Genomic DNA, 26,395 nt, shown 5'->3' with positions numbered 1-26,395 from the left:
CCCCGAGGGCGGCGCCTTCGTTCACGGCACGCGGCTTACAGCGCGCCGTCCAGGAATGCGGTCAGTTGCGACTTCGACAGCGCGCCAACTTTGGTGGCGGCGGCTTGGCCGTCTTTAAAGAGCATAAGGGTGGGAATGCCGCGGATGCCGTACTTGGTGGCGGTGCCCTGGTTTTCGTCGACGTTCAGCTTGGCGATCGTCAGGCGGCCAGCGTACTCCGTGGCGACTTCTTCCAGGATCGGGGCAATCATCTTGCAAGGGCCGCACCAGGCAGCCCAGTAGTCCACCAGCACCGGCTGGCCGGATTTCAACACATCGGCATCGAAGCTGGCGTCACTGACGTTCTTGATTTGGTCGCTCATGATGGTGATTCTCGGTTCGGCAGCAAAAGGCGCGTAAAAAGGGACGCGCCCCGCCGTTGTTCTTGTTTGTGGATGGACTCAAGCATACCACTGTCAATATCAACAGGCATACCACTGTTAATAACAACAGGAGTTGCTGGATTTGTGTAGGATGTTGCGGCGCAGTTATCGCGATCCGGGCCGTATCGACCCGATGCGCTGGCTGTGACTGTCATCATCCTACCGAATTCGGAGCTGCTCAGGTCGTGCTCATCCCACTGGGAGCCGCGCAGAATCTAGACTTATCCGTAAAATGTCGGTTTTTTTCCACAGATGTTGGGGATAACTTGGCCACTCCACGTTACACCGAGGCGTCCATTCGCGTCCTGAAGGGACTGGAGCCCGTGCGGCAGCGCCCGGGCATGTACACCCGAACCGAAAACCCCCTGCACGTCGTGCAGGAGGTCATTGATAACGCCGCAGACGAGGCATTGGCCGGCTACGGCAAGCAGATCCAGGTCACGCTGCACGTCGACGGCAGCGTTTCCGTCGAGGACGACGGGCGCGGCATTCCCGTCGGCCTGCACCCTGAAGAGAACGCTCCCGTGGTGGAGCTGGTGTTCACGCGCCTGCACGCGGGCGGCAAGTTCGACAAGGCGGGCGGCGGCGCCTACGCCTTTTCCGGCGGCCTGCACGGCGTGGGCGTGTCCGTCACCAATGCCCTGGCCACGCGCCTGGAAGTGGTGGTGTGGCGCGACGGCGCCGTCAACCGCCTGGTTTTCAAGGGCGGCGACGTGGCCGAGCCCCTGGCGCCCTACGACCAGGGCGGCCGCAAGAAGTCCGGCACCCGCGTGCGCGTGTGGCCGGATGCCAAGTATTTCGACAGCCCCAACATTCCGCTGGGCGAGCTGACGCACCTCTTGCGCAGCAAGGCCGTGCTGCTGCCGGGCGTCAAGGTATCCCTGGTCAACGAGAAGACCGGCGACACCAAGACCTGGCAGTACCAGGACGGCCTGCGCGGCTATCTGTCCGAGGCGCTGGCCGGGGCGGAGCTGATGGTGCCGTTCTTCGAGGGCGAACAGTACGCCGGGGCCGACCATGAGAACTTCGCCGAAGGCGAGGGCGCCCAGTGGGTAGTGGCCTGGACCGAGGACGGCAACGCAGTGCGCGAGTCGTACGTGAACCTGATTCCGACGCCGGCCGGCGGCACCCATGAATCGGGCTTGCGCGAAGGCCTGTTCGGCGCGGTCAAGGGTTTCGCCGAACTGCACAGCCTGCTGCCCAAGGGCGTCAAGCTGCTGCCGGAAGACGTGTTCGCCCGCGCCAGCTTCGTGCTGTCGGCCAAAGTGCTGGACCCGCAGTTCCAGGGGCAGATCAAGGAACGCCTGAACAGCCGCGACGCGGTGCGCCTGGTTGGCGGCTTTTCCAAGAGCGCGCTGGACCTGTGGCTGCACAGCAACGTCGAGTACGGCAAGAAGCTGGCCGAACTCGCCATCCGCCAGGCCCAGGCGCGCCAGCGTTCGGCGCAGAAGGTCGAAAAGCGCAAGAGCTCGGGCGTGGCCGTGCTGCCGGGCAAGCTGACCGATTGCGAGTCCAGCGACGCGACCCGCACCGAAGTCTTCCTGGTCGAGGGCGACTCCGCCGGCGGTTCGGCCAAGATGGGCCGCGACAAGGAATTCCAGGCCATCCTGCCGCTGCGCGGCAAGGTGCTCAACTCCTGGGAAGTGGACCGCGACCGGCTCTTTGCCAACAACGAAATCCATGACATTTCCGTCGCCATCGGCGTGGACCCGCACGGCCCCGGCGACACGCCGGACCTGTCGGGCCTGCGCTACGGCCGCATCTGCATCCTGTCCGATGCGGACGTCGACGGCTCGCACATCCAGGTGCTGCTGCTGACGCTGTTCTACAAGCACTTCCCCAAGCTGGTCGAGGCCGGCAACGTGTTCGTGGCCAAGCCGCCGCTGTTCCGCCTGGACGTGCCGGCGCAGGGCAAGCGTCCGGCGCGCAAGATCTACTGCCTGGACGAAGGCGAACTCGAAGCCGCGCAGGACAAGCTGCGCAAGGAAGGCGTGCGTGAAGGCGCCTGGGCCGTCAGCCGCTTCAAGGGCCTGGGCGAAATGAACCCCGAGCAGCTGTGGGAAACCACCATGAATCCGGACACGCGCCGCCTGCTGCCCGTGGGCTACGGCGACCAGACTCCCGAGGACACCACCCGCATGTTCGACATGCTGATGGGCAAGGGCGAGTCCTCGCAGCGCCGCGCCTGGATCGAAGAGAAGGGCAACCTGGCGGAGCTGGACATCTGATGGCCGGGTCCGCGCCCGGCTCGGCCCGCATGGACGTCCAGATGACGGCCGACGACTACGCCGACTTCGCCGCTTACGTGTACAAGCGGCCGGAGCTGCGCCGCCGCCGCTACCGGTCCCATCTGCGTTTCGCGGTCCTGATGATCGTGGCCCTGCTGGCCTACCTGATCTGGCAGACCTGGGACGGCAATACGCCGAACTGGGGGCGGATCCTGCCCGTGTATTTCCAGGGCTTGGCGGTGGGCCTGGGCATACTTGCGCTCCTGGCGCTGGCCTACGAGTACGTCCTGCCCTCGCTGGTCAGGATGAACACGCGCCGCATGTTGAAGCGACAGCCCGACGAATTGTTCCTGGGCCGCCATCAGCTGGATTTCGGCCCCGATGGCATCACGGATACCACTGCCACCGCCTCCGGACGCATGGACTGGTCCGATGTGCGGCGGGTCGAGGAAACTCCGCAACATCTCTATGTCATTCTCGGCACCTTGCAAGGCGTGATCATCCCCAAGCGCGGGCAGGATGCCGCCACGTTGGATGCGGTGCGGACCCAGTTGCGCGCGCATGTCGCCGATACGCAGCTGATGTCGTCCGCGCAGGCGCTTTGACGCCGTTTCGATGAAATTGTCTACCTGAATACATCATGACCGACAGCAATCAACCCGGCTTGTTCGATTCCAACCCGCCCGGCGGCGATGGCGGCGGCGATGGCGATGCCGCCATCACCCTGGCGCGCTACGCCGAGCAAGCCTATCTGGACTACGCGGTGTCCGTGGTGCGGGGCCGCGCCCTGCCGGACGTGGGCGACGGGCAGAAACCCGTGCAGCGGCGCATCCTGTTCGCCATGCAGGCGATGGGGCTGGCGGCTGGCGCCAAGCCCGTCAAATCCGCGCGCGTCGTGGGCGACGTGCTGGGCAAGTATCACCCGCATGGCGACCAGGCCGCCTATGACGCCATGGTGCGCATGGCGCAGGATTTCTCGCTGCGCTATCCGTTGATCGACGGCCAGGGTAACTTCGGTTCGCGCGACGGCGACAACGCCGCCGCCATGCGCTACACGGAAGCCCGCCTTACCCCCATCGCCAAGCTGCTGCTGGACGAGCTGGACGAAGGTACCGTGGACTTCGTGCCCAACTATGACGGCAGCCAGCAAGAGCCGCAGATGCTGCCGGCGCGCCTGCCCGTGATGCTGCTCAACGGCGCCTCGGGTATCGCGGTCGGCATGGCGACCGAGATCCCGCCGCACAACCTGCGCGAAGTGGCGCAGGCTTGCGTGGCGCTGCTGAAGCATCCGCAGATGCCGGACGCCGAGCTGCACGCCCTGATCCCGGGGCCGGACTTCGCGGGCGGCGGGCAGATCATCACGCCGGCCGAGGACATCGCCCAGATCTACGCGGGCGGCCGCGGTTCGCTCAAGGTGCGTGCGCGCTGGCAGTTCGAGGAAATGGCGCGCGGCCAATGGCAACTGGTGGTCACCGAGCTGCCGCCGGGCACCTCGGGCCAGAAGGTGCTGGAAGAGATCGAGGAAATCACCAACCCCAAGGTCAAGACCGGCAAGAAGAGCCTGACGCCCGAGCAGACGCAGGCCAAGGCCGTGATGCTGAACCTGCTGGACGCCGTGCGCGACGAGTCGGGCAAGGATGCCGCCGTGCGCCTGGTCTTCGAACCCAAGACCTCGCGCGTGGACCGCGACGAATTCGTCAACACGCTGCTGGCGCAGACCAGTATGGAAAGCAGCTCGTCCATCAACCTGGTGTGCATCGGCACCGACGGCCGGCCGCGCCAGAAGGGCCTGCGCGACATCCTGGTCGAATGGCTGGCGTTCCGCACCAATACCGTGGTGCGCCGCACGCGTTTCCGCCTGGACAAGGTCATCGACCGCATCCACGTGCTGGAAGGCCGCATGGTCGTCTACCTGAACGTGGACGAAGTCATCCAGACCATCCGCGAATCCGATGAGCCGCGCGCCGCGCTGATGGAACGCTTCAAGCTGTCCGAACGCCAGGCCGAGGACATCCTGGAAATGCGCCTGCGCCAGCTGGCGCGCCTGGAAGGCTTCAAGATCGAACAGGAACTGGCCGACAAGCGCGACGAGCAGGTGCGCCTGCAGGAACTGCTGGACAACCCCGCCTCGCTCAAGCGCCTGCTGATCAAGGAAATCGAAGCCGACGCCAAGCAATACGGCGACGACCGCCGTACGCTGATCGAGACCGCCGAACGCGCCGTGCTCGAAACCAAGGTGCTGGACGAACCCGTCACCGTGATCGTGTCGCAAAAGGGCTGGCTGCGCGCCCGCCAGGGCCACGGCCATGATGCGTCGCAATTCGGCTTCAAGCAGGGCGACGATCTGTACGGCGCCTTCGAGTGCCGCACCACCGACACGCTGATCGCCGTGGGCGACAACGGCCGCGTTTATTCGGTGCCGGTCGCCGGGCTGCCTTCGGCGCGCGGCGACGGCCAGCCGGTCACCACCATGATCGACCTGGGCAGCGGCACGCGCATCGTCCACACCATCGCTGCCGCGGCCGACAGCCGCTGGCTGCTGGCCACGCGCGGCGGCTACGGCTTTGCCGCCAAGCTGTCCGACATGGTCAGCCGCCAGCGCGCCGGCAAGCAGTTCATCACCCTGGAAGAGGGCGACGAACTGCTGCGTCCGGTGCCGCTGTTCGACGGCGCCAAGCAATTGGCGCTGCTGTCGCACAAGGGCAAGTTCCTGGTGTTCGGCCTGGACGAGGTCAAGACGCTGTCCGGCGGCGGCCGCGGCACCATCCTGATGGGGCTGGACGGCAGCGACAAGCTGGACCAGACCGTACCCATCGGCGCGGGCGGCCTGCGTGCGGCCGGCATCTACCGCAACAAGCACACCGAGGACATCCTGGCGGGCGACGCGCTGGCGCCTTACATCGGCAAGCGCGCCCGCAAGGGCCGGGCGCTGGATGTGCGGCCCAAGCAGCCGGTGCTGTCGCCGGTGCTGGGCTAGGCGTCGGGCAGGCAAGAGAATGGCGGGCTGCGGCCCGCCATTTTTTTCGTCTGTTGACTGGCTGCACGATTCCGGCATTTAATAGATAGATCATTCAGTCTATTAATAAGATGCGCAAGATCGACCCCATCAAACAGCAGGAACGGCGCAACCAGATATTGGCCGCCGCGGCGGATTGCTTTGCCGAGCACGGCTTCCACTCGACCTCGACGGCGCAGATCTGCGCCCGCGCCGGCATGAGTCCCGGCAACCTGTTCCACTACTACGGCAGCAAGGCCGAAATCATCGAAGCGATGATCGCGTCGGATACGGAGTCCGCGCGCGACCGCATGCGGCAAGCGTGCGCCGCGCCCGACGCGAGGCGGGCGCTGGCGGACTGGGTCGCGGCGCAGTTGGCGCAGCATCAAGATCCGGCCTACGTCAGGCTGGGCATGGAGATCCTGGCCGAGGCCGTGCGCAACCCGCGCGTGCACGCCCTGGTGATGGAGAACGAGGCGGCGCGCAAGGCCGGCCTGGTGGCCTTGCTGGAAACGGTTTGGGCTCAACGCATGCCGCCGCAGCCCCTAGCCGAGATGGCCGATACGCTATTGCTGCTGCTGGACGGCGTCTACAGCCGGTCGGTGGTGGACCCCGCCTTTGGCGCGGCGGCGGGCAGCCGTCTCCTGGAGCAGGCCCTGTCGCGGTGTCTGCCTGATGGCGCGCAACAAGGCTCAGCCGCAGGGAGGCGGGCATGAACGCGCCGGCAACCCACGCGCGTCTGGCGCAGGTCGATGCGCTGCGCGGTTTCGCGCTCTTCGGCATACTGGTGGTCAATATCGGCGTGTTTTCTTCGCCGTTCTATGGCGCCGGCGTGGCCGACCCGGCGTACTCGCAGCCCTTGGATCTGACCGTGCGCTGGCTGATCGCCTGGCTGTTCGAGACCAAGTTCTATCTGCTGTTCTCTTTCCTGTTCGGCTACAGCTTCACCTTGCAGATGAGCGCCGCCGAACGCGGCCAGGCGGCTTTCGCGCCGCGCTTCCTGCGCCGCTTGGCGGGCCTGGCTTTGCTGGGGCTGGCGCACGCGGTGCTGTTCTACCAGGGCGACATACTCCTGACCTACGCGCTGCTGGGCCTGGCGTTGCTGCTATGCCGGCGGATGGAGCCGCGGCGGGCGCTGCGCATTTCGCTGTGGCTCATCGTGCTGACGGCATCGTTGTGGGCCATTCTGGGCGCGTTGAGCTACCTGGACCCGGTGGCGCCCGGGTACGAGGCGCAGTATCACGCGGACGCCCTGGCGGCGATCGATGCATACCGGGGCACCATCGGCACGACCATTGCGCAGCATTGGAATGAGCTGACCGGGGGCGTGTGGTTCACGGTGCTGTTCGTGCAGGGGCCGTTCGCGTTCGCCATGTTCCTGGCGGGCTACGCGCTGGGCCGCCGCAACGCGCTGGCCGATCCCTGGCGTCAGCCGCGGGCGCTGTGGCTGCTGTGCGCGCTGGGACTGGCGCCAGGCCTGGCCGGTTCCGCGGCCTATGCCTTCAGCACGCTGCCGTCGGCGGGGACAGCCTGGGAATTGCCGGGCCTGGCGGTGGACCTGCTGACCGCGCCGCTGCTCAGCATGTCGTACGCGGCAGCCTTGCTGCTGGCCATGCGCACGCAGCCGGGGGCGCGGCTGGCGGGCTGGCTCGCGCCCGCCGGGCGGATGGCATTGAGCAATTACCTGATGCAATCCGTGGTCTGCGCTTTTCTCTTCACCGCCTGGGGCCTGCGCCTGTTCGGCTCGGTGTCGCCGCTGGCGACATTCTGCATTGCCGTGGCGATATTCGCGGCGCAGTTGCCGCTGTCCGCCTGGTGGCTGCGGCGCCACGCCTACGGCCCGGTCGAGTGGTTCCTGCGCGCGCTCACCATCGGCGCCTGGCCGGCCTGGCGGCGCGCGCGGACAGACTGATCAGACCGGCTTGGCGCGCAGCCGGCCGACGGGGGCGCCGCCGTCGCGCCGGCCCTGGCGTGCCCACATTCCCGCCAGCAGCAGCAATGCGGGCACATAGACCCAGAAGTCGGACCAGCGCTGCGGGTTGGGCGCTTTCACTTCCAGCACGTCCCAGCCTTGTTCCCAGCCGGCGCGCTGGGCGCGGCTGCCGAAGCGCACGCCGCCGATCTGCGTCTGGTCGCCCAGGCTCATCAGCGTCAGTCCGGCTTCGGCCAGGCGCTTGCGGCCCGCGTCCTGCCCGGCTGCGTCGCCGGTCAATTCGGGCAGGGCAACGGCCACGGTCTTGGTCAGTTCATCGCCTTCCAGGTTGATGCCGCGCAGCACCACCGTCAGCCGTCCGTTGTCGGGCAGCGCGCCCGCGATGGCTTGCATCTCGGACGCCGGACGGCTTTCATGGCGCGGCGCGAAATGGTCCATGAACCAGTCCGGACGGAACAGCATGAACGTGATCAGCAGCAGTACCCCGACCTCGGCCAGCGTGCAGCGCACGCGGAACCAGCGCATGGTGGCGGCGGCGAAGGTCAGCGAGGCGATCGTGGCGCCCGTCACGACCAGCGCCAGTTCCCAACCGTAGGTGACGTCGATCAGCAGCAGCATGGGGTTGAACACGAACATGAACGGCAGGATGGCCGTGCGCGCCGCGTAGGTCACGCCCTGGATGCCGGTCTTGATCGGGTCCTCGCCCGAGATGGCGGCGGCCGCGAAGGTCGCCAGGCCGACGGGCGGCGTGATGTCGGCCATGATGCCGTAATAGAAGACGAACATGTGCACCGCGATCAGCGGAATCACCAGGCCGCTCTGCGCGCCCAGCTCCACCACCACGGGCGCCATCAGCGTCGCCATCAGGATGTAGTTGGCCGTGGTCGGCATGCCCAGGCCCAGGATCAGGCACACCACCGCCGTGAAGATCAGCATCAGCAGCACGTTGCCCATCGACACCAGCTCGACGAAGGCCGTCATGCGCAGGCCCAGGCCGGTCAGTGTGATGGCGCCGACGATCAGTCCGGCGGTGCCGCAGGCGATGGCGATGCCTATCATGTTGCGGGCGCCGTCCTCAAGGCCGCCGATGGCGTCGCGCCAGCCATGGCGCCAGGCCGCGGACACCGGCTGCTTGCGGAACCAGGCGATCAGCGGACGCTGCGTCACCATCTGGAACAGCATCGCCATCGCCGCCCAGAACGCCGACAGTCCGGCCGACAGCTCTTCCACGCTCAGGCACCAGACCAGGATGCCGATGGGTATCAGGAAGTAGAGTCCGGCGCGCACCGTGGGCCAGGGCTGCGGGCGCACGGGGTGGTTGATGTCGATGTCCTGCGGCAGATCGGGGTGGCGCGCCGCCACGCGCAGCAGCCACAGATAGAGCACGGCCAGGATGGCCAGCAGCACCCAGATGGCCGCGGCGCCCGCCACGGCCTGCACGCCCGTGCCTATCCAGTAGACCGCGCCCATCACCAGCAAGGTGCCGCTGATGCCCATGCCCCATCCGGCCAGCTTCTGCAGCGGCGTGCGGGCGGGGCCCGAGGCCATCATGGGCTGGATGCCCAGTTTCAGGGCTTCCAGGTGGACGATGTAGAACAGCGCGATGTAGGAGATCGCGGCCGGCAGGATCGCGTGGCGGATGATGTCGGTATAGGGGATTCCTACGTACTCGATCATCAGGAAGGCGGCCGCGCCCATCACGGGCGGCATGATCTGGCCGTTGACGGACGAGGCGGTCTCGATGGCCCCGGCGCGCACGCCGCCGTATCCGGCCTTCTTCATGAGCGGAATCGTGAAGATGCCGCCGGTCACCACATTGGCCACCGACGACGCCGACACCAGGCCGTTGACGGCGGAGGACACCACCGCCACCTTGGCCGGTCCGCCGCGCAGGTGCCCCAGCAGCGCGAACGACACCTGCATCATGTAGTTGCCGGCGCCGCACTTGTCCAGCATCGAGCCCAGCAGCGCGAAGATGAAGATGTACGACACCGATACGCCCAGCGCCACGCCATAGACGCCTTCCGTTGTCAGCCACATGTGCGACATCAGGCGCTCCAGCGAAGCGCCGCGGTGCGCCAGCACGTCGGGCAGCCAGGGCCCGGCCAAGGCATAGGCCACGAACACCAGGCCCAGCACCGTCATGGGCAGGCCGAGCGCGCGGCGCGTCACCTCCAGCAGCAGGGCCAGGCCGATCGCGGCAGTGGCCACGTCCATGGTCGTGGGTTGGCCGGGGCGGCCCGCCAGCTCGTTGTAGAACAGGTACAGATAGCTGCCGCAGAAGCCCGCCATCAGCGCCAGCGCCCAGTCGTACCAGGGCATGCGGTCGCGCGCCGAGCGCTTGCTGGCCGGGTAGGCCAGATAGCCCAGGAACATGGCGATGCCCAGGTGCAGGGCGCGCGCCTCGGTGTCGTTGAAGATGCCCCAATTCAGGGAGAACGGCAGCGGCGACGCGTACCAGAGCTGGAAGAGGGACCAGATCAGCGCGCCCGCCGCCAACGTGGCGCCCGCCAGGCCGCGCACATTGCGGCCTCCGCGGTCGGCGTCGGCGACCAGCTGTTCCAGGTCCGGGGCCGGCGTATGCGGCTCTTTATTCATGAAATTCCCCTACGTGTCATGGCGCGCGCCGGCGGCGCGGCGCGCGTTGAGTCCCCGCGCTTGCTGTGCGTCAGGGACGGCAGCCTGCGTGGCCGGGCTGGACCGGGCTCCGCTGGCGTGCCGTTTCAGCGGCCCTTGGGCCCGGGCCTCAGAGCAGGCCCTTTTCCTTGAAGTACTTCTCGGCGCCCGGATGCAGCGGCGCCGACAGCCCGTTCTTCACCATGTCCGCCGCCTTCAGGTTGGCGAACGCGGGATGCAGCTTCTTGAAGTCGTCGAAGTTGTCGAACACCGCCTTGACCACGGTGTAGACAGTGGCTTCGGGCACGTCGGCCGAGGTGACGAAGGTGGCCGTCACGCCGTAGGTCTTGGTTTCCGTCGGGTTGTTCGGATACAGCCCGGCCGGAATCGAGGCGTGGGCGTAGTACGGGTACTTCTCGACCAGCTTGTCCACGGCCGGGCCGGTCAGCGACACGAGCTTGGCGCCGCAGCTGGTGGTGGGGTCCTGGATGTTGGCCGAGGGGTGGCCCACGCCATAGAAGAAGCCGTCGATCTTGCCGTCGCACAGCGCCGAGCCGTGCTCGTCGGGACGCAGTTCGGACGCCAGCGAGAAGTCCTTCAGGGTCCAGCCCATGGTGCTCAGCAACTCCTCCATCGAGGCGCGCGTGCCCGAGCCAGGGTTGCCGACGTTGAAGCGCTTGCCCTTGAGGTCTTCGAAGCTCTTGACGTTCGCTTCCTTGCGCGTCACGACGGTGAAGGGCTCGGGGTGGATGGAGAACACCGAGCGCAGCTTGGTGTACGGCCCGGCCTGCTTGAACTGGCCTTCGCCCTTGTAGGCGTTGAAGCCCACGTCGGATTGCACCACGCCCAGGTCCAGTTCGCCGGCCTTGATGGTGTTGGCGTTGAAGACCGAGCCGCCGGTCGATTCGACCGAGCAGCGGATGCCGTGGCTGGAGCGGTCTTTATTGACCAGGCGGCAGATGGCGCCGCCGGCGGCATAGTAGACGCCGGTGACGCCGCCCGTGCCGATGCTGACGAACTTCTGTTGAGCGGCGGCGGGCGCCGGCGCCGTGGACAGCAAGGCCGTGGCGAGGCCCGCGGCTGCGAGCGTCCAGGCGTTGCGATGGCCCAAGGGGTGTTTGACGGACGTGGTCATGCAAACTCCTTTTGGGGTTTTTCCCCGTGATATTGCCGGTCTTGGCCGGCGGTTGGTGCGCCCCGCGAGCCGCGGAGCACCCTGTGCGTATCATCACGAGCCCGCGCCAGGCGGGCGGCGCGGCGCAATCCCTTGCGCCGCGCTTGCTGCAGGCGGCTAGGCGCGCGCCTGCGCGATAGCGGCGTCGATGGCGCCGCTCAGACGTTCGGTCAACTGGTCCAGCTCATCGTCGGAGATGATGAAGGGCGGGGCGAGCAACACGTGGTCGCCGTGGCGGCCGTCGATGGTGCCGCCCATTGGGTAGACCATCAGGCCGCGCGCCATGGCCTCGCGCTTGATGCGGGCGTGCAGCGACAGCGCGGGGTCGAAGGTCTGCTTGCTGGCGCGGTCCTGCACCAGCTCGATGCCCATGAAGAGGCCGCGGCCGCGGATGTCGCCGACGTGCGGATGCGCGCCCAGCGCGCTGTCCAGCCGCTGGCGCAAGCCCGCGCCCTGCGCTTGCACGCGCGCCAGCAGGCCGTCGCGCCGGATCACTTCCTGCACGGCGAGCGACGCGGCGCAGGCGATCGCATGGCCCAGGTAGGTATGGCCATGCTGGAAGAAGCCGCTGCCTTGCTGCATGGCCTCCACGATGCGCTGCTGCACCATCACCGCGCCGATCGGCTGATAGCCGCCGCCCAGGCCCTTGGCGATGGTGATCAGGTCAGGCGTGACGCCTTCCTGTTCCACCGCGTACAGCGTGCCGGTGCGGCCCATGCCGCACATGACCTCGTCGGCGATCAGCAGCACGCCGTGACGGTCGCAGACTTCGCGGATACGGCGGAAATAGCCCGGCACCGCCGTGACGGCGCCGGCGGTGGCGCCGACCACGGGCTCGGCCACGAAAGCCATCACCGTGCCCGGACCCAGGCGCTCAAAGGTCTGTTCCAGTTCCTGCGCCAGGCGCTCGCCGTATTGCTCGGGGCTTTCGTCCTCGCGCTGGTCGCGGTAGGCGTAGCAGGGCGACACGTGCTCGACCTCGATCAACAGCGGCGCGAACTGCGCGCGGCGCCAGGCATTGCCACCCACCGCCAGCGCGCCCAGCGTGTTGCCGTGATAGCTCTGGCGCCGCGCGACGATGTGGCGGCGTTCCGGTTGGCCGATTTCCACGAAATACTGCCGCGCCATTTTCAGCGCGGCTTCGACGGCTTCCGAGCCGCCCGAGACGAAGTAGGCGTGGGAAATGCCCGGCGGCGCATCGGCTACCAGGCGCTCGGCCAGTTGTTCCGCGACCTCGGTCGTGAAAAAGCTGGTGTGGGCATAGGCCAGCGCGTCGATCTGCGCGTGCATGGCGGCCTGGATGTCGGGATGGTTGTGTCCCAGGCAGGAGACCGCCGCACCGCCCGAACCGTCGAGGTAGGAGCGGCCGGAGCTGTCATAGACCCACACGCCCTGGCCGCGGACTGCGACGGGAGGCGTCTGGCGCAATGAACGATGCATGACATGGGTGTGGCTCATGGGGCGATTCCGCAATGCAGGAGGTTGAAGGCGAATCCGGACGGGATGTCAGGCGGGGCGGCGCGGCGGCGCGCTGCTCCAGTAAACGTTGTCGTTGAGCAGGCGCTGCTCCACTTCGGTCAGGCGGTTCAGCACTTCCTCGCCGCCGCGCGCGGTCAGGCGGGCGATCAGGTGCTCGGCCAGGCCGAGCAGGCCGGCGGTGGTGTGGAAGAACGACCCGGGGCCCTGGCGCGCCGGGCGCGCCCGCACGCCTTCGCGATCCGGGGGCGCGAAGCGCAAGGTGTGGCGGGCGTCGACCGCCAGCGGCGACAAGGGGTCATCGGTCAGCGCGATCAGCGCCACGCCGCGCTGCACGGCCTGGCGGGCCAGCTGCACGGTGGCGGTGGGATAGGGCGCCTGCGAGATCACGATGAGCGCATCGCCGGTTCCCAGGTTGTCGGCCTGTTCGGCGGGGGCGCCGCCCAGACCGTCGATGAGCACGCTGTTGCGCCGCACCAGCTGGTACGCATAGCGCATCTGGAATGCGATGCCGAAAGCCGAGCGGGTACCCAGGAAGCCGACCTGCCTGGCTTCCAGCAGGGTCTGCACCGCAGCGTCGAAGGCGGAGGGCGGGTTCAGCGCGCAGACTGAGCTCATGGCCTGGACCTGATAGTCGGTGAGCACGTCGTGCCCGGCCGCCGCGGGTTCGCCCGCCGCCGCCTGCAGCGCGGCGGCGCGGTCACGCAGTCCTGGCGTGGCTTGTCCGGCCAGGGCCTGCTGGAAGGGTTGGCGGAAATCCTCGTAGCTGGAAAAGCCGACGGCCCGCGCCAGCCGCAGCATGGTTGCCGGCGCCACGCCCAGGGTCTGGGCCTGGCGCCGCATGGACCACAGGCCGACCTCGGCGGGGTGTGCCACGACCCAGTGCGCCGCCCGCTGCAGTTCCGGCGGCAGTTGTTCCAGTTTTTCCTGGAGGGTCAGAAGGAGGTCGGACGGCAAGGACATGTACGGCGGCTGGAGTGCGTAAAAAACAGATGATAAATCCGTGTTCGATAAAAAAACATATGTTTTTATAAGGATTTCCACCTAGAACGCTTGTCAGCGAAGGCAAGGCTATTCTCAGGTAAGTCCTTGAAATTCGCTGCCAATTCCAGCAAATAGGCGCTTATTTACTTACATCATGCAACGGGATTTTTGTTTGACGGGAATGAATCGTGCGCATATCATTTGTGTAGAAATGAATTTGACCGAACACGCTTTTTCCCATGACTGACGCCGCGAAATCCGATCCCTCACAGCAATACGATTTGCGCATCTTGCGGGCGCTGCGCCGCATCACGCGTTCCATCGCCTTGCATTCGCGCCAGCTATCCGCGGTCAGCCACATTACGGCGCCGCAGCTGATGTGCCTGCGCACCGTGATCGCCAACGGCCCGATGACGGCCACCGCGATCAGCCGCGAAATGCACGTCAGTCCCAGCACCGTGGTCGGGATCCTGGATCGCCTGGAAGACAAGGGCCTGATCCGCCGCGAACGCGGCCGCGAAGACCGCCGCATCGTATTCGTCACGGCCACCGACGCGGGCCGCGAGTTGGCGCAAGGCGCGCCGTCGCCGCTGCAAAAGCATCTGGCCGACGCGCTCAATGCCTTGCCCGAACTGGAACAGGCCACCATCACGCTGTCCCTGGAGCGCATCGTGGCGCTTATGGAACAGGACGGCCAGGCCGCCGCCGACACGCATGGCGACGTGTCGTCGCCCATCCTTGAAGTGCCCACGGGCGGGGCACCCCCTGAATCGGGAATCGTTGCATGAAGAAAACCGAACTGGATACCCCAACCCTCTCAAGTGCCGTGGCGCCGGCGGTCAGCGCGCAGACCCATACCATGCGTCTGCCCGACCGCAAAGACGGCGCCGCCATCCACCGCCTCATTTCCGAGTGCCCGCCGCTCGACCTGAATTCCCTCTACGCGTACCTGCTCCTCGCTGAGCATTTTCGCGACACCTGCGTCCTGGCCGAAAGCGCCGGCGGACGCATCGACGGTTTTATCTCCGCATATGTGATCCCGGACCGGCCCGACACCTTGTTTGTCTGGCAGGTCGCGGTGCACACCCGCGCACGCGGCCATCGACTGGGCCGCGCCATGCTTCGCGAGCTCTTGCGCCGCAAGGGTCTCGAGCATGTCCGCTATCTCGAAACCACGGTGGGGCCTGACAACCAGGCATCGCGCCGCAGCTTTGCCGGCCTGGCCGGCGAACTTGGCGCCCACGTCTCCGAGCAGCCGTTCTTCGACCGGCAACTGTTCGGCGGCGCGGACCACGACGACGAGATGTTGTTGAGGATAGGTCCGTTCGCCTTGCCGGCCCCCTAGGGGCGGCGCAAGCCCAGCGGTCTTATCGAATACCGGGATGGTTGGCAGATCCGGATGCGCAAGCGCACCCGGAGGGGTTCTGGCCGTCCGTCCACTTATGAGATGAAAAAGGGAGGATTAATCATGGACTTGAAGATCTTTGACCGGATGGAGTCGGAGGTACGGGGCTACATCCGGTCGTTCCCCGTGATATTCAGCCAGGCCAGGGGCTCGACCCTGATCGATGAAGACGGCACCGAATACATCGATTTCTTCAGCGGCGCCGGCACGCTGAACTATGGCCACAACAATCCTGTTCTCAAGGAAAAGCTGCTGGAGTACGTCCAGTCGGACGGCGTGGTGCACGGCCTGGATATGGCCACCAGCGCGAAGAAGCGTTTCCTGGAGACGGTGGACCGCGTGCTGCTCAAGCCGCGCAACTGGCAGTACACCTTGCAGTTCACCGGTCCCACCGGCACCAACGCGGTGGAAGCCGCGCTGAAGATCGCGCGCCAGGTCAAGGGGCGTCCCAACGTCATCTCGTTCACTCACGGGTTTCATGGCGTGAGCGGCGGTTCGCTGGCCGTGACGGCCAACATGAAGTTCCGCGACGCGTCCGGCTATGCGCTGGGCAACACCACCTTCATGCCCTATGACGGATACTTCGGTCCGGACGTGGACACCATGGCCTATCTGGAGCGCATGCTGGAGGACCCCAGCAGCGGCATGGACAAGCCGGCGGCCGTCATCGTGGAAACGGTGCAGGGCGAAGGCGGCGTCAACGTGGCAACGCTGCGCTGGCTGAAGGAACTGGAAAAGCTGTGCAAGCGGCACGACATGTTGCTGATCGTGGACGACATCCAGGTCGGCTGCGGCCGCACCGGCACCTTCTTCAGCTTCGAGGCCGCCGGCATCCGCCCCGACATCATCACCCTGTCGAAATCGCTGTCCGGCTTCGGCCTGCCGATGTCGCTGGTGCTGATGAAGCCCGAGCTGGACATCTGGAAACCCGGCGCCCACAGCGGCACCTTCCGCGGCAACAACCTGGCTTTCGTCACGGCGGCCCAGGCCTTGGAAACCTATTGGGCCAACACAGCCTTCACCGCCGAGATCCAGCGCAAGGAGCGCCAGGTGCGCGACTGGCTGGAGAACCTGGTGCATAGCTATCCCAATGCCGGCCTGTCGGTGCGCGGCCGCGGCCTGATCCAGGGGCTGGTCTGCAATGCCACGCCGGCGTTGGCCAACCGCATCGCGCAAAGCGCCTTCAAGAAGGGCGTGGTGATCGAGACGTCCGGCGCGCACGATGAGGTGCTGAAGCTATTGCCCGCCCTGACCATCGAGGAAGAACTGCTGGGCAAGGGCCTGGACGTGATCGAAGCCAGCGTCGCGGAAGCGCTCGCCGAAGAAGGGCAGTCCGCCCGCATCCTGAAATTTGGAGGAAAACGTCAATGATCGTACGCAATGTCAAAGATGTGATCGGCACCGCCGACGAAGTCCGCACGGATACCTGGGTCAGCCGCCGCGTGCTGCTGAAGAAGGACGGCATGGGCTTCTCCTTTCACGAGACCACCATCTTTCCGGGCGGCCGCACCCACATCCACTACAAGAACCATCTTGAAGCGGTGTGGTGCATCGAAGGCGACGGTTCCATCGAGACCATCGCCGACGGCAAGAAGTACGAACTGGGACCCGGCGTGGTCTACGCCCTGAACGAACACGATGAGCACTGGCTGTGCGGCGGCAAGGAGCCGCTGCGCGTCATCTGCGTCTTCAACCCGCCGCTGACCGGCCAGGAAGTGCACGATAAAGAAGGCGTCTACGCCTTGCCTGAAGCCGAAGCCCAAGCGGCCTGAAATACAAGGAGGTTCGCATGATCTCACCTGCACAGGATCCGTACGCCTCCCGTACGGATCGAAGTTCCGCCATCATCGCCCGCCAGGATCCGGTGGTCTATGAAAACGGCCAGTACGCCAGCGCGTTGAACGCCGGCCAGGTCGAGCAATACGAGCGCGACGGCTTCATCCTGCTGGAGAACCTGTTTTCCGACGATGAAATCCGCGCGCTGTCCACCGAGGTCGAGCGCATGACGCGCGACCCCTCGATCGTGCGCCGCGAAGAGTCCATCACCGAGCCAGGCAGCAATGCGGTGCGCTCGATCTTCATGGTGCACGTGCTCAACCCCATCCTGTCGCGCCTGGTGCGCGATCCGCGCCTGGTCAACGTGGCGCGGCAGATCCTGGGGTCAGAGGTGTACATCCACCAGTCGCGCGCCAACATGAAGCCCGGTTTCAAGGGCAAGGAGTTCTACTGGCACTCCGACTTCGAAACCTGGCACGTCGAAGACGGCATGCCGGCGATGCGTGCGCTGAGCTGCTCGGTGCTGCTGACCGACAACAACGAATGCAACGGCCCCCTGATGCTGGTGCCCGGATCGCATCGTCAGTTCATATCGTGCGTGGGCGAAACGCCCAACGAACATTACAAGCAGTCGCTGAAGAAACAGGAGTACGGCGTGCCGGACCCCGTCAGCCTGCAACTGCTGGTGGAGCAGGGCGGCATCCGCTCCATGACGGCCAAGGCCGGTTCGGTGGTGTTCTTCGACTGCAACACGATGCACGGCTCCAACAGCAACATCTCGCCGTGGCCGCGCGCCAACGTCTTCATGGTCTACAACAGCATGGAGAACACCTTGAATCCGCCCAAGTATGGGCTCACGCCGCGTCCCGAGCACATCGCGACGCGCAAGGGATTCAAGGCGGTCACCCCGCTGGATACCTTGAAGCTGGTGGGAGGCTGAGGCCCCTGTGAAAATGCCCAGGCGCTGCCTGGGCATTTTTTCTTCCGGGCGTCTGCTATTCTCTGCGCACTTCGCCTCATCGAGACTCCGCACGCCATGTCCGCCCGCATCCTCAGCCTGCACATCTACCCGGTCAAGTCCTGCGCAGGCATCGCCTTGAACGAATCGTCCATCGACCGCGCGGGCCTGGCCCATGACCGCCGCTGGATGCTGATCGGCGCCGACGGCCAGTTCATGACGCAACGGCAATGGCCCGCGATGGCGCTGATCCGCACGGCGCTCACGGCCGATACGCTGCGTTTGTCCGCGCCGGGCATGCCTGATCTGGACGTAGCCCTGGACGGATCGGGACTGGAACAAGAGGCGCAGTCCGTGGCCGTGTGGAGCGATACCACTTCCGGCCGGCGCGAAAGCGCGGCGGCGGGGCAGTGGTTTTCCGATTTTCTCAAGACGCCGTGCCGCCTGTACAAGGTGGACGCGGCCGCGCAACGCAACGCCAAGCCGGACTGGGTGTCGCGCTGGCTGGATGCTCATCCCGACCTGGCCGAACCGTTCGCGGGCCAGCACTGTTTCGGCTTTGCCGACGGCTTCCCGCTGCTGGTGGCCAACCAGGCCTCGCTGGACGACCTGAACGCCCGCCTGCAGGCCAAGGGCGTGGCGCCGGTGCCGATGGACCGCTTCCGGCCCAACATCGTGGTCCAGGGCGAATGGGAGGCCTTCGAGGAAGACCACACCGCCATGATCGAGGCCGCGGGCGTGAAGATGGCTTTCGTCAAGCCTTGCACCCGTTGCTCGATTCCCGATATCGACCAGAACACCGCCCAACAGTATGAAGAGCCTGGCCGTACTCTGGCCGGCTACCGCAATCTGGAAATCGGCGTGGTGTTCGGCCAGAACGCGATCCTGGACGCGCCCGCAGGCGCGCGCCTGAAAGTCGGCGACGAGGTCGGGATCGAATTGGATTTCTGAATCCGCGGGCCCCACCGCCGGGGCCTTAGGCCGAGGACAGCTTCAGGCCCACCAGGCCCAGCACGATGAGGGCCACGCTGGCGATGCGCATCCAGCTGGTGGATTCGCCGAACAGCACGATGCCGGCCACGAAGGCGCCGATCGTGCCGATGCCCACCCATACCGCATAGGCCGTGCCCAGGGGCAGGGATTTCATGGCTACCGCCAGCAGCCAGACGCTGATGGCCATGCCTCCCGCGGTGATGGCCGAGGGCCAGAAACGGGTGAATCCGTGGGTATATTTCAGGCCTACGGCCCAGACGATTTCAAACAGGCCTGCGAGTACCAGGATGATCCAGGTCATTACGACTCCTACCTTGTGCTGCCGGCGTGCCGCCGGCGCGAGGGGCCGTCCCCAGAATCAAACGCACCAGCCTTGCGGCCGCGCGCGGCAGCGGGCCGTCCCGCTGCGGCAAAAATTATAGAATACCGGGTTACTACGGCAAAACCGGGTGCCGGGCATCACTCTTGCAACACTTCGCGGTTCCGGGCCGCGAAACCAGGATATTTATCATGCAACGCATCATGCTGCGGGCAAAACTGCACCGCGTCACGGTCACCGAAGCCGACCTCCACTACGAGGGGTCTTGCGGCATCGACGAAGACTTGCTGGACGCTGCCGGCATGCGCGAGTTCGAACGTATCGAGCTCTACAACGTCACCAACGGCGAACGTTTCGACACCTACATCATCAAGGCGGCCCGCGGCAGCGGCGCCATCTCCCTGAACGGCGCCGCCGCGCGCCGCGCCCAGGTCGGCGATCTGATGATCATCTGCACCTACGGCCCGATGTCCGAGGCCGATTCGGCCACGCACAAGCCGCTGGTGGTGCTGGTCGACGACGCCAACCGCGTCAAGGAAATCCGCAAGTTCCCGGCCTGAGGCCGGGCCGGGCGGAGCGCTTCGCGAGCGAGGCGCTCCGCTAAAACCCTGAACCGTTTCATCATGAGCTTCCAGGTCATCATCCAACCCAGCCAGCACCAATTTCCGGTCGAACCCGGCCAGACCGTGCTCGATGCCGCGCTGGCCGCCGGCATCGTTCTGCCGTACAGCTGTCGCAACGGCGCCTGCTCCACCTGCAAGGGCCGCGTGGTGTCCGGGGAGTTCGACGCGGGACAGTATCCCGCACAGATTCTTTCACCCGAGGAACTGGCCGGCGGTTACACGCTGTTCTGCCAGGCTCGGCCTGAATCCGACATGGTGGTCGAATCCACCGAAGTCCGCCTGGCCAGCGACATCCAGATCCGCAAGCTGCCTTCGCGCGTGCAGGCGCTGGAACGCGTGGCCCCGGACGTCACCGTGATCAAGCTGCAACTGCCCGCCTCCGAGCAGTTCCGCTACTACGCCGGCCAGTACATCGAAGTTATCCTGAAGGACGGCCGCCGGCGCAGCTATTCGATGGCCGGCGCGCCCCACACCGGCAGCCCCCTCGAACTGCACATCCGGCACATGCCCGGCGGCGTGTTCACCGACCACGTGTTCGGCGCCGGCGACACGCAGATGAAAGAGCGCGAGATCCTGCGCCTGGAAGGGCCGTTCGGCTCGTTCTTCCTGCGTGAAGACAGCGACAAGCCCGTCGTGCTCCTGGCCAGCGGCACGGGCTTCGCCCCGGTCAAGGCCATCGTCGAGCACATGATCCACAACAACATCAAGCGCCCCGTGGCGCTGTATTGGGGAGGACGCCGTCCGCGCGACCTCTACATGGACGCGCTGGCGCAATCGTGGATCGGCATGCTGCCCGATTTCCGCTATGTGCCGGTCGTCTCCAATGCCTTGCAGGAAGACGGTTGGACCGGACGCACCGGCTTCGTCCACGAAGCCGTCATGCAGGACATCGCCGACCTCTCGGGCCATCAGGTCTACGCCTGCGGCACGCCGCTGATGGTGGACGCCGCAAGGCGCGAATTCAGCGCCCAGAATGGCTTGCCGCCCGAGGAGTTCTACGCCGACGCCTTCACGTCCGAAGCGGACCTGGCCCGGGCTGCAACCCAGTCTTGAGTAACAGGGCATGAGCGAATCGGGGTGGAACGAGCGGGCCTGGAAAGGTTTGTGACTTCCGCCCCTTTTTATTCCATAGGCGCGGGCAAAGCGCCGGGGTAAACTGCCGTGGCAGCAGCTTGCCATGGGGCGCGGACATAGGGTCGGCGAACCGAGCTGGCACGCAAGGAGCAATGCGGGCATGAAAGTAGCGGTATTGGGTGGCGGCATCATCGGAATCTCCAGCGCCTGGTGGCTGAACCAGGCCGGCCATGACGTCGTCGTCATAGATCGCTGCACCGGTCCCGCCCAGGAAACCAGTCTGGCCAATGGCGCCCAGATCTCGGTCTCCTACGCCGAACCCTGGGCCAATCCGCAGGCCCCGCTCAAGCTGCTCAAATGGATGTTCCAGGACGACGCCCCGCTGCTGTTCCGTCCGCAGCTGGACTGGCGGCAATGGATGTGGGGGCTGGCGTTCCTGCGCGAGTGCCTGCCCAGCCGCCTCGCTCCCAATATCCGTGCCATGGTCCGCATGGCGGAATACAGCCGCGCGACCCTGCGCAGCATGCGCGCTGAACTGGGCATCCAGTACGATCACCTGGAACGCGGTATCCTCAATTTCTACCGCGATCCGCACGAATTCGAAAACTCGCAGCGCGCTGCGGGCCTGATGCGCGACTTCGGCGTGGAACGCCGCGTGGTCTCGACCGACGAGGTCATCGCCATCGAGCCCGCGCTGGCGCCGCACCGCCAGACCATCGTCGGCGGCGATTACACGCCCGAGGACGAGAGCGGCGACGTGCACCTGTTCACCGTGGCCCTGGCCGAGCGTTGCGCCCGGGCCGGCGTCGAATTCCGCTACAGCACGCGCGCCACGCGCCTGCTGACCAACGGCGGCACGGTGCAAAGCGTCGAGATCATCGAACCCGACGGCCGTTACGGCGTCTTGTCGGCCGATGCCTACGTCGTGGCGATGGGCAGTTTCAGCCCTTACCTGCTGCGGCCGCTGGGCGTGCCCTGCAATGTCTATCCGGCCAAGGGCTATTCCGCGACCTTCCCGGTGATCAAGCCGGACGCCACGCCCACGGTCAGCCTGACGGACAGCAGCCACAAGGTGGTTTTCTCGCGTCTGGGCGACCGCCTGCGCATGGCCGGAACCGCCGAGCTGTCGGGCTATTCCCGCAGCCTGAACACCGGACGCTGCGAAGCCATGACCCGCCTGGCGCGCGAACTTTTTCCCGACGCGCTCGATTTCGAGCGCGTCAGTTATTGGTCGGGCTTGCGCCCGTCCACTCCCTCGAACGTGCCCATCATCGGCCGCAGCCGTATCCCCAACCTGTACGTCAACACAGGACACGGTACGCTCGGTTGGACCATGGGCGTTGGCTCGGGCCGGGCCTTGGCCGATCTGCTCAGCGGAAGGCGGCCGGAACCGGAGTTTCCTTTTCTTGGTCTGTGAACCTATGAAGAATCTGCAATTGGCGGGCGTTGCCCGCGCGATGTTCGCCAGCCGGCGTGCATGGTTGTTCGGCGCCGCCATGGCGATGGCCGGGGCGGCGAATGCCGCCGCGGTCGAGATCCAGGTCTGGCACACGCTGACCGACGCAAACAAGGCCGAGTTCGAAAAGCTCGCCAAGCAATACAACAAGGAGCAGGACCAGGTCCGCGTGACGCTGCGCGGCTTCGCCTCACCCAGCGCGCTGGAACAGGAAGCCGTCACGGCGGTCAAGGCCAAGAAGGGCCCGAACCTGCTGCAGCTGACCGACAACCATTCGCCTGAAGTCGTCGCCCAGCACAAGGCCGTGCTGCCGCTGTACGAACTGCTGGCCAAGTACCCGATCAAGGACCTGAACTGGTTCGTGCCGGCCACCAGCAGCTTCACGCGCGACAGCAAGGGCCGCCTGCTGGCCTTCCCCTGGATGGCCGAAGTGCCGGTGATGTTCTACAACACCGCCGCCTACAAGAAGGCGGGCCTGGATCCCAACAAGCCCGCGCGCACCTGGGCCGGCCTGCAAGGCGAATTGCTGAAGCTGCGCGACGTGGCCGACATCGACTGCCCTTACGCCTCCAGCGACCAGGTCACGGTCCACCTGGAGAACCTGGCGCCGATCAACAACCAGCAGTTCACCAGCAACAACAACGGCCTGGACGCTGTCACCAAGAAGTCGGCGGCGCCGGCCATGCAGTTCGACACGCTGTACATGCGCCACATCTCGCTCATGGTGAGCTGGAAGCGTTCGCTGCTGTTCACGGCGCATTCCGCCGACAACGCCAGCGACAAGCTGTTCGCCAAGGGCGAATGCGCCGTGCTGACCGCCAACACCGGCGCGTTCGGCCAGTTCATCAACACCAAGTCGCTGTCCTTCGGCGTGGCGCCCCTGCCTTACTACGACCAGGTCACCAAGGACGGCGGCAAGCCGTTCGTGAGCGGTTCGGCGCTGTGGGCGCTGGAAGGCCATCCCCAGGCCGAGGAAAAGGCCACCGCGCAGTTCCTGGCCTGGCTGTCCAAGCCCGTCGTCGCCGCGGAATGGCACCAGCGCACCGGCTTCCTGCCGCTGACGGAAGCCGCTTTCCGCGCTTCGGACGTGTCGTTCTATGACCGCATTCCGGGCGCTCAGGCGCTGATCGCGTCCATGCGCACCCCGCCCACGGCCAACAGCCGCGGTTTCCGCATGGCCAACTACACGCGCATCGAGCCGGTGCTGAACCAGCAGCTGGATGACGCCTTCGAAGGCAAGGTGCCGCCGGTCGCGGCGCTGAACAACGCCGCCACGCAGGCGCGCAGCATCGCAGCGCAACGCTGATTCAGGCGGGCGGCGCAAACGCCGCCACGCCCTGACGCAAACCCGGTCCCTGGACCGGGTTTTTTTTCGTCCGTCCGCCGCGCGACCAAACCATCCATGCGTACATGCCAGTCTGGCGACGCGGAGGGCGCTCATCCACCATGCCTCTCATGCGTATCGATTCCGGTGCGCCTTTTGCTCGCGGTGAGGCATGGTTCGTTTCTTCTTCCTGGCGGCAGGGCTGTCCTGCCTGGGGGCCTGCGCAGGGTCCGGCAAGAGTCCGGCCGCAACTTCATGGGAAGCCTCGCGGCAGGCTGCTCAAGGCTTCCGCTTCGACTGGCAATTGTCCGGCGATCCCTCGGTCGCGCCCATGCAGGTATTCGACGACGGCAAGGAAACCTGGCTGCAGTTCGCGCCGGGCCAGCCGCTGCCGGCGATTTTCGGCGTAGGCAGCGACGGCGAGCGCGCCTTGCCCTATTTGCGGCGCGACCCCTATGTCGTGCTGGCGGGAGGGTGGAGCGGGCTGCTGTTTCGCGGCGGGCGTCTGAGCGCCCGCGCGCAGCGCCTGCAGGCGGTCGCCGACGCCCGGGCGGGGGGCAGGCCGCAGGATGAACCCGCAGCCCAGGCGCCGGCGGTCCTGGCTGAGCGCATCGGGGCGGCGCGGCCTGCCGAAACGGCGGCGTCCGCCATCGGCGCGTTGCAAGCCGCCGGGCCTTTGGCGGGCGCGGCTTCCGCCGCGGGCGTTGCGTTGGCCCCGGCTGCTGGCGTCGCGTCGGCACCGGTCTCGGCGCCGCAGCCCGTCTACCGCGCGGCGCCGCCGGACGCCACGCTGCGAGCCGTGCTGGCGCGCTGGGCGGACCTGGCGGGCTGGACCTTCCAGCCGCAGCACTGGGCCGTGGACGTGGACATCCCCTTGTCGGCGACGGCCGAATTCTCAGGCGACTTCAAGTCGGCCGTGCGCGAACTGCTGGGCGCCACAGAACTCGCCGAAAGGCCTCTGCAGCCATGCTTCTACGGCAACCGGGTGCTGCGCGTTGTGCCATTGGCGCAGTCCTGCACGCGCATGGCCACGCCAGGAGGGGCCGCGGCATGATGCGCTTATTGTTTTTGAGTGTGGCGGCGTGCGGCGTTCTGGGCGGTTGCGCGGTGTCGCAACAGGTCGCGGATCAGCGCCGTGCGGCAAACGCGCGTCAGGCTCAGGTGGCCGCCAGTCATAGGGCTTTCACCGAAGGGTTGTCGGACCGGGCCGCGCGCGTCGCGGCCCAGGATGTCGCCATGCCCTGGCTTGCCGGCAAGCCCCAGCCGTTGGCGCGGGAAGTGGCGCTGCCGCCCGCATTGCGCGAGAACGTGCGGACCACCTTGATACTGGCCGACGACGCCGATCTGCCGACCCTGGCCCAGCGCCTGAGCGCCATCACCGGCATCGCGGTGCGAGTGCGTCCGGACGCCTTGCTGCCGCTGGAACTGTTCCTGCCCCGGCTGGCCGTCAATGGCGCCTTGTCCGTGCCGGCGCCGGCCAGCCTGGAGATCCGCGCGGGCGCGCAGCCGCTGGCCGACTTGCTCGACACGCTGGCGGCGCGCTTCTCGGTGCATTGGCGCTACGAGCACAACGCGCTCGAGTTCTACCGCACCGAGACCCGCGTGTTCGATTTGCGCGCACTGTCGCTGAGCAGCAAGGTGGACGTGCGCCTGGGCCGCGAAGGCAGCCCGGAGGGCGAAGGCTTTGAAAGCACCTCCAACACTTCCCTGTCGGCGGGGCAGCACGACGCGTTGGCCATCCTGCGCGCCAACGTCATGCCGTTCCTGACGCGTTCCGGCGTGGTCGCCGAAGCGGTGGAGGGCTCCACCTCGATCGTCGTCACGGATACGCCCGAGGCGCTGGAGCGTGTCGCCCGTTACCTCGAACGTGAAAACAAGGCCTTGACCCGTCGGGTGCGGCTGGTGTTCGAGGAAATCACGGTCGTTGCCAACGACGCCGTTTCGGGGGGCATCGACTGGAACATCGTCTACGCCGCGGCGGGAGCGGCGGCGCGGCTGGCGCTGCCCGGGGCCGGATCGGGCGGGGGCAGCCTGGATGCTTCCACGGCCAGGGGGCCATTCGAAGGCTCGCAGGCCATCATCTCCGCGCTCAGCACGATGGGCGCTGTCGTGCGGCACAACAAGGTTCCCATCCTGACCTTGAACCGTCGCCCGGTTACCCATGCGGTCAGAACGACGTTCAGCTACATCGACCGGGTGCAGAGCACTGCTGTCCCAGGCACCACGGCAGGAGGCGCCAACGGTTCGCTGCCCGCGGTGTCCATCAGCCAGAAGGAAGAAACGGTAGGTTCCTTCCTGACGCTGTTGCCGGACATCCAGGAGGACGGCCAGATCCTGTTGTCGCTGGCCTATGACAACGCGGTCGCCCAACCCCTGAAGACCATCACGTTCGGCGAGCGCGGCAACCAGGTGCAGGTCCAGCAGGTCACGATCGACGGCAACGGCACGGTGCAGCAGGTCGAGCTGCGGCCCGGCCAGCCCATCATCGTCTCCGGCTTCGATCGCGGCCAGGAACAGCATGACCGCCAACGGCTTGCGCCGGGGCTGCCGCTCATCGCCGGCGGCCTGGATAGTGCCGCCTCGGAACGCACGACGACCCTGGTGCTGGTAACCGCCCAGGTCGAGGAAGGGTACTAGGC

At 66.4% G+C, this 26,395-nt stretch carries 23 protein-coding genes; 17 read left to right on the top strand and 6 right to left on the bottom strand.

Annotated elements, in window-relative coordinates:
* Positions 1-35: 35 nt before the first annotated feature.
* Positions 36-362, bottom strand: a complete 327-nt coding sequence (trxA, locus tag NGK62_RS00535) for a thioredoxin TrxA (RefSeq protein WP_006218534.1) — start codon at positions 360-362, stop codon at positions 36-38.
* Positions 363-688: 326 nt separating this feature from the next.
* On the opposite strand from trxA, the gene NGK62_RS00530 reads away from it, so the two are divergent.
* From NGK62_RS00530 to NGK62_RS00510, 5 genes are all read left to right on the top strand, one after another.
* A complete protein-coding gene (locus NGK62_RS00530) occupies positions 689-2,650 on the top strand; it encodes a DNA topoisomerase IV subunit B (protein ID WP_054458719.1) in 1,962 nt (653 codons plus the stop codon).
* Entirely contained in the window at positions 2,650-3,255 is a 606-nt protein-coding gene (locus NGK62_RS00525; RefSeq protein ID WP_054458717.1) for a YcxB family protein, read from the top strand. Before NGK62_RS00530 ends, NGK62_RS00525 begins: the two co-directional genes overlap by 1 nt.
* 35 nt (positions 3,256-3,290) lie before the next feature.
* Positions 3,291-5,627 carry a DNA topoisomerase IV subunit A gene (gene parC / locus NGK62_RS00520; RefSeq protein ID WP_251877068.1) on the top strand — a complete coding sequence of 779 codons (2,337 nt, stop codon included), beginning with the start codon at positions 3,291-3,293 and terminating at the stop codon, positions 5,625-5,627.
* A 110-nt stretch (positions 5,628-5,737) separates the two neighbouring features.
* The gene (locus NGK62_RS00515) at positions 5,738-6,361 is read left to right on the top strand and encodes a TetR/AcrR family transcriptional regulator (RefSeq protein WP_251877066.1); all 624 of its coding nucleotides are present in this window, start codon (positions 5,738-5,740) and stop codon (positions 6,359-6,361) included.
* A complete protein-coding gene (locus NGK62_RS00510) occupies positions 6,358-7,557 on the top strand; it encodes a DUF418 domain-containing protein (protein WP_251877064.1) in 1,200 nt (399 codons plus the stop codon). The genes NGK62_RS00515 and NGK62_RS00510 overlap by 4 nt, the downstream gene beginning before the upstream one ends.
* On the opposite strand, the gene NGK62_RS00505 is transcribed toward NGK62_RS00510, so the two are convergent.
* From NGK62_RS00505 to NGK62_RS00490, 4 genes are all read right to left on the bottom strand, one after another.
* A complete protein-coding gene (locus NGK62_RS00505; protein ID WP_251877061.1) occupies positions 7,558-10,176 on the bottom strand; it encodes a TRAP transporter permease in 2,619 nt (872 codons plus the stop codon).
* Between the two features lie 148 nt (positions 10,177-10,324).
* A complete protein-coding gene (locus NGK62_RS00500; RefSeq protein ID WP_059378914.1) occupies positions 10,325-11,329 on the bottom strand; it encodes a TAXI family TRAP transporter solute-binding subunit in 1,005 nt (334 codons plus the stop codon).
* 156 nt (positions 11,330-11,485) lie between these two features.
* Positions 11,486-12,826 (bottom strand): aspartate aminotransferase family protein, encoded by a 1,341-nt coding sequence (locus NGK62_RS00495; RefSeq protein WP_118933600.1) that lies wholly within the window; start codon positions 12,824-12,826, stop codon positions 11,486-11,488.
* A 48-nt stretch (positions 12,827-12,874) separates the two neighbouring features.
* Positions 12,875-13,807, bottom strand: coding sequence for a MurR/RpiR family transcriptional regulator (locus NGK62_RS00490; protein WP_059378917.1), 933 nt, complete (start codon positions 13,805-13,807; stop codon positions 12,875-12,877).
* 260 nt (positions 13,808-14,067) lie between these two features.
* Between NGK62_RS00490 and NGK62_RS00485 the strand changes: the two genes are divergently transcribed.
* From NGK62_RS00485 to NGK62_RS00460, 6 genes are all read left to right on the top strand, one after another.
* A complete protein-coding gene (locus tag NGK62_RS00485; RefSeq protein ID WP_059378921.1) occupies positions 14,068-14,616 on the top strand; it encodes a MarR family winged helix-turn-helix transcriptional regulator in 549 nt (182 codons plus the stop codon).
* Complete coding sequence (gene ectA / locus NGK62_RS00480; RefSeq protein WP_059378922.1) at positions 14,613-15,173, top strand: diaminobutyrate acetyltransferase; 561 nt, start codon at positions 14,613-14,615, stop codon at positions 15,171-15,173. Before NGK62_RS00485 ends, ectA begins: the two co-directional genes overlap by 4 nt.
* Before the next feature lie 123 nt (positions 15,174-15,296).
* Complete coding sequence (gene ectB / locus NGK62_RS00475) at positions 15,297-16,604, top strand: diaminobutyrate--2-oxoglutarate transaminase (protein ID WP_118933598.1); 1,308 nt, start codon at positions 15,297-15,299, stop codon at positions 16,602-16,604.
* The gene (locus NGK62_RS00470) at positions 16,601-17,005 is read left to right on the top strand and encodes an ectoine synthase (RefSeq protein WP_006387829.1); all 405 of its coding nucleotides are present in this window, start codon (positions 16,601-16,603) and stop codon (positions 17,003-17,005) included. The genes ectB and NGK62_RS00470 overlap by 4 nt, the downstream gene beginning before the upstream one ends.
* A 17-nt stretch (positions 17,006-17,022) precedes the next feature.
* A complete protein-coding gene (thpD, locus tag NGK62_RS00465; protein ID WP_059378925.1) occupies positions 17,023-17,949 on the top strand; it encodes an ectoine hydroxylase in 927 nt (308 codons plus the stop codon).
* A 96-nt stretch (positions 17,950-18,045) separates the two neighbouring features.
* Positions 18,046-18,918, top strand: a complete 873-nt coding sequence (locus tag NGK62_RS00460; RefSeq protein WP_251877059.1) for an MOSC domain-containing protein — start codon at positions 18,046-18,048, stop codon at positions 18,916-18,918.
* A gap of 25 nt (positions 18,919-18,943) precedes the next feature.
* Here NGK62_RS00460 and sugE read toward each other — a convergent pair whose 3' ends face one another.
* Entirely contained in the window at positions 18,944-19,261 is a 318-nt protein-coding gene (gene sugE, locus NGK62_RS00455; RefSeq protein WP_013392803.1) for a quaternary ammonium compound efflux SMR transporter SugE, read from the bottom strand.
* A gap of 209 nt (positions 19,262-19,470) precedes the next feature.
* Here sugE and panD point away from each other — a divergent pair, with 209 nt between their 5' ends.
* The 6 genes from panD (at position 19,471) to NGK62_RS00425 (ending at position 26,393) form a co-directional block, all read left to right on the top strand.
* Positions 19,471-19,839, top strand: a complete 369-nt coding sequence (panD, locus tag NGK62_RS00450; protein ID WP_013392804.1) for an aspartate 1-decarboxylase — start codon at positions 19,471-19,473, stop codon at positions 19,837-19,839.
* 63 nt (positions 19,840-19,902) lie between these two features.
* Positions 19,903-20,955, top strand: a complete 1,053-nt coding sequence (locus tag NGK62_RS00445; protein WP_251877057.1) for a CDP-6-deoxy-delta-3,4-glucoseen reductase — start codon at positions 19,903-19,905, stop codon at positions 20,953-20,955.
* A 181-nt stretch (positions 20,956-21,136) separates the two neighbouring features.
* Positions 21,137-22,393, top strand: coding sequence for a D-amino acid dehydrogenase (locus NGK62_RS00440; RefSeq protein WP_059378930.1), 1,257 nt, complete (start codon positions 21,137-21,139; stop codon positions 22,391-22,393).
* A gap of 4 nt (positions 22,394-22,397) precedes the next feature.
* The gene (locus NGK62_RS00435; RefSeq protein WP_059378931.1) at positions 22,398-23,738 is read left to right on the top strand and encodes an extracellular solute-binding protein; all 1,341 of its coding nucleotides are present in this window, start codon (positions 22,398-22,400) and stop codon (positions 23,736-23,738) included.
* Positions 23,739-23,928: 190 nt separating this feature from the next.
* Positions 23,929-24,810, top strand: a complete 882-nt coding sequence (locus tag NGK62_RS00430) for a TrbG/VirB9 family P-type conjugative transfer protein (RefSeq protein WP_187774059.1) — start codon at positions 23,929-23,931, stop codon at positions 24,808-24,810.
* Positions 24,807-26,393 (top strand): hypothetical protein, encoded by a 1,587-nt coding sequence (locus NGK62_RS00425; RefSeq protein WP_251877055.1) that lies wholly within the window; start codon positions 24,807-24,809, stop codon positions 26,391-26,393. The genes NGK62_RS00430 and NGK62_RS00425 overlap by 4 nt, the downstream gene beginning before the upstream one ends.
* Positions 26,394-26,395 lie beyond the last annotated feature (2 nt).

It is taken from the genome of Achromobacter sp. Marseille-Q4954 (genome assembly GCF_943737025.1).
GTDB lineage: Bacteria > Pseudomonadota > Gammaproteobacteria > Burkholderiales > Burkholderiaceae_B > Achromobacter > Achromobacter bronchisepticus_A.
This window is presented reverse-complemented; position numbering and strand designations above follow the sequence as displayed.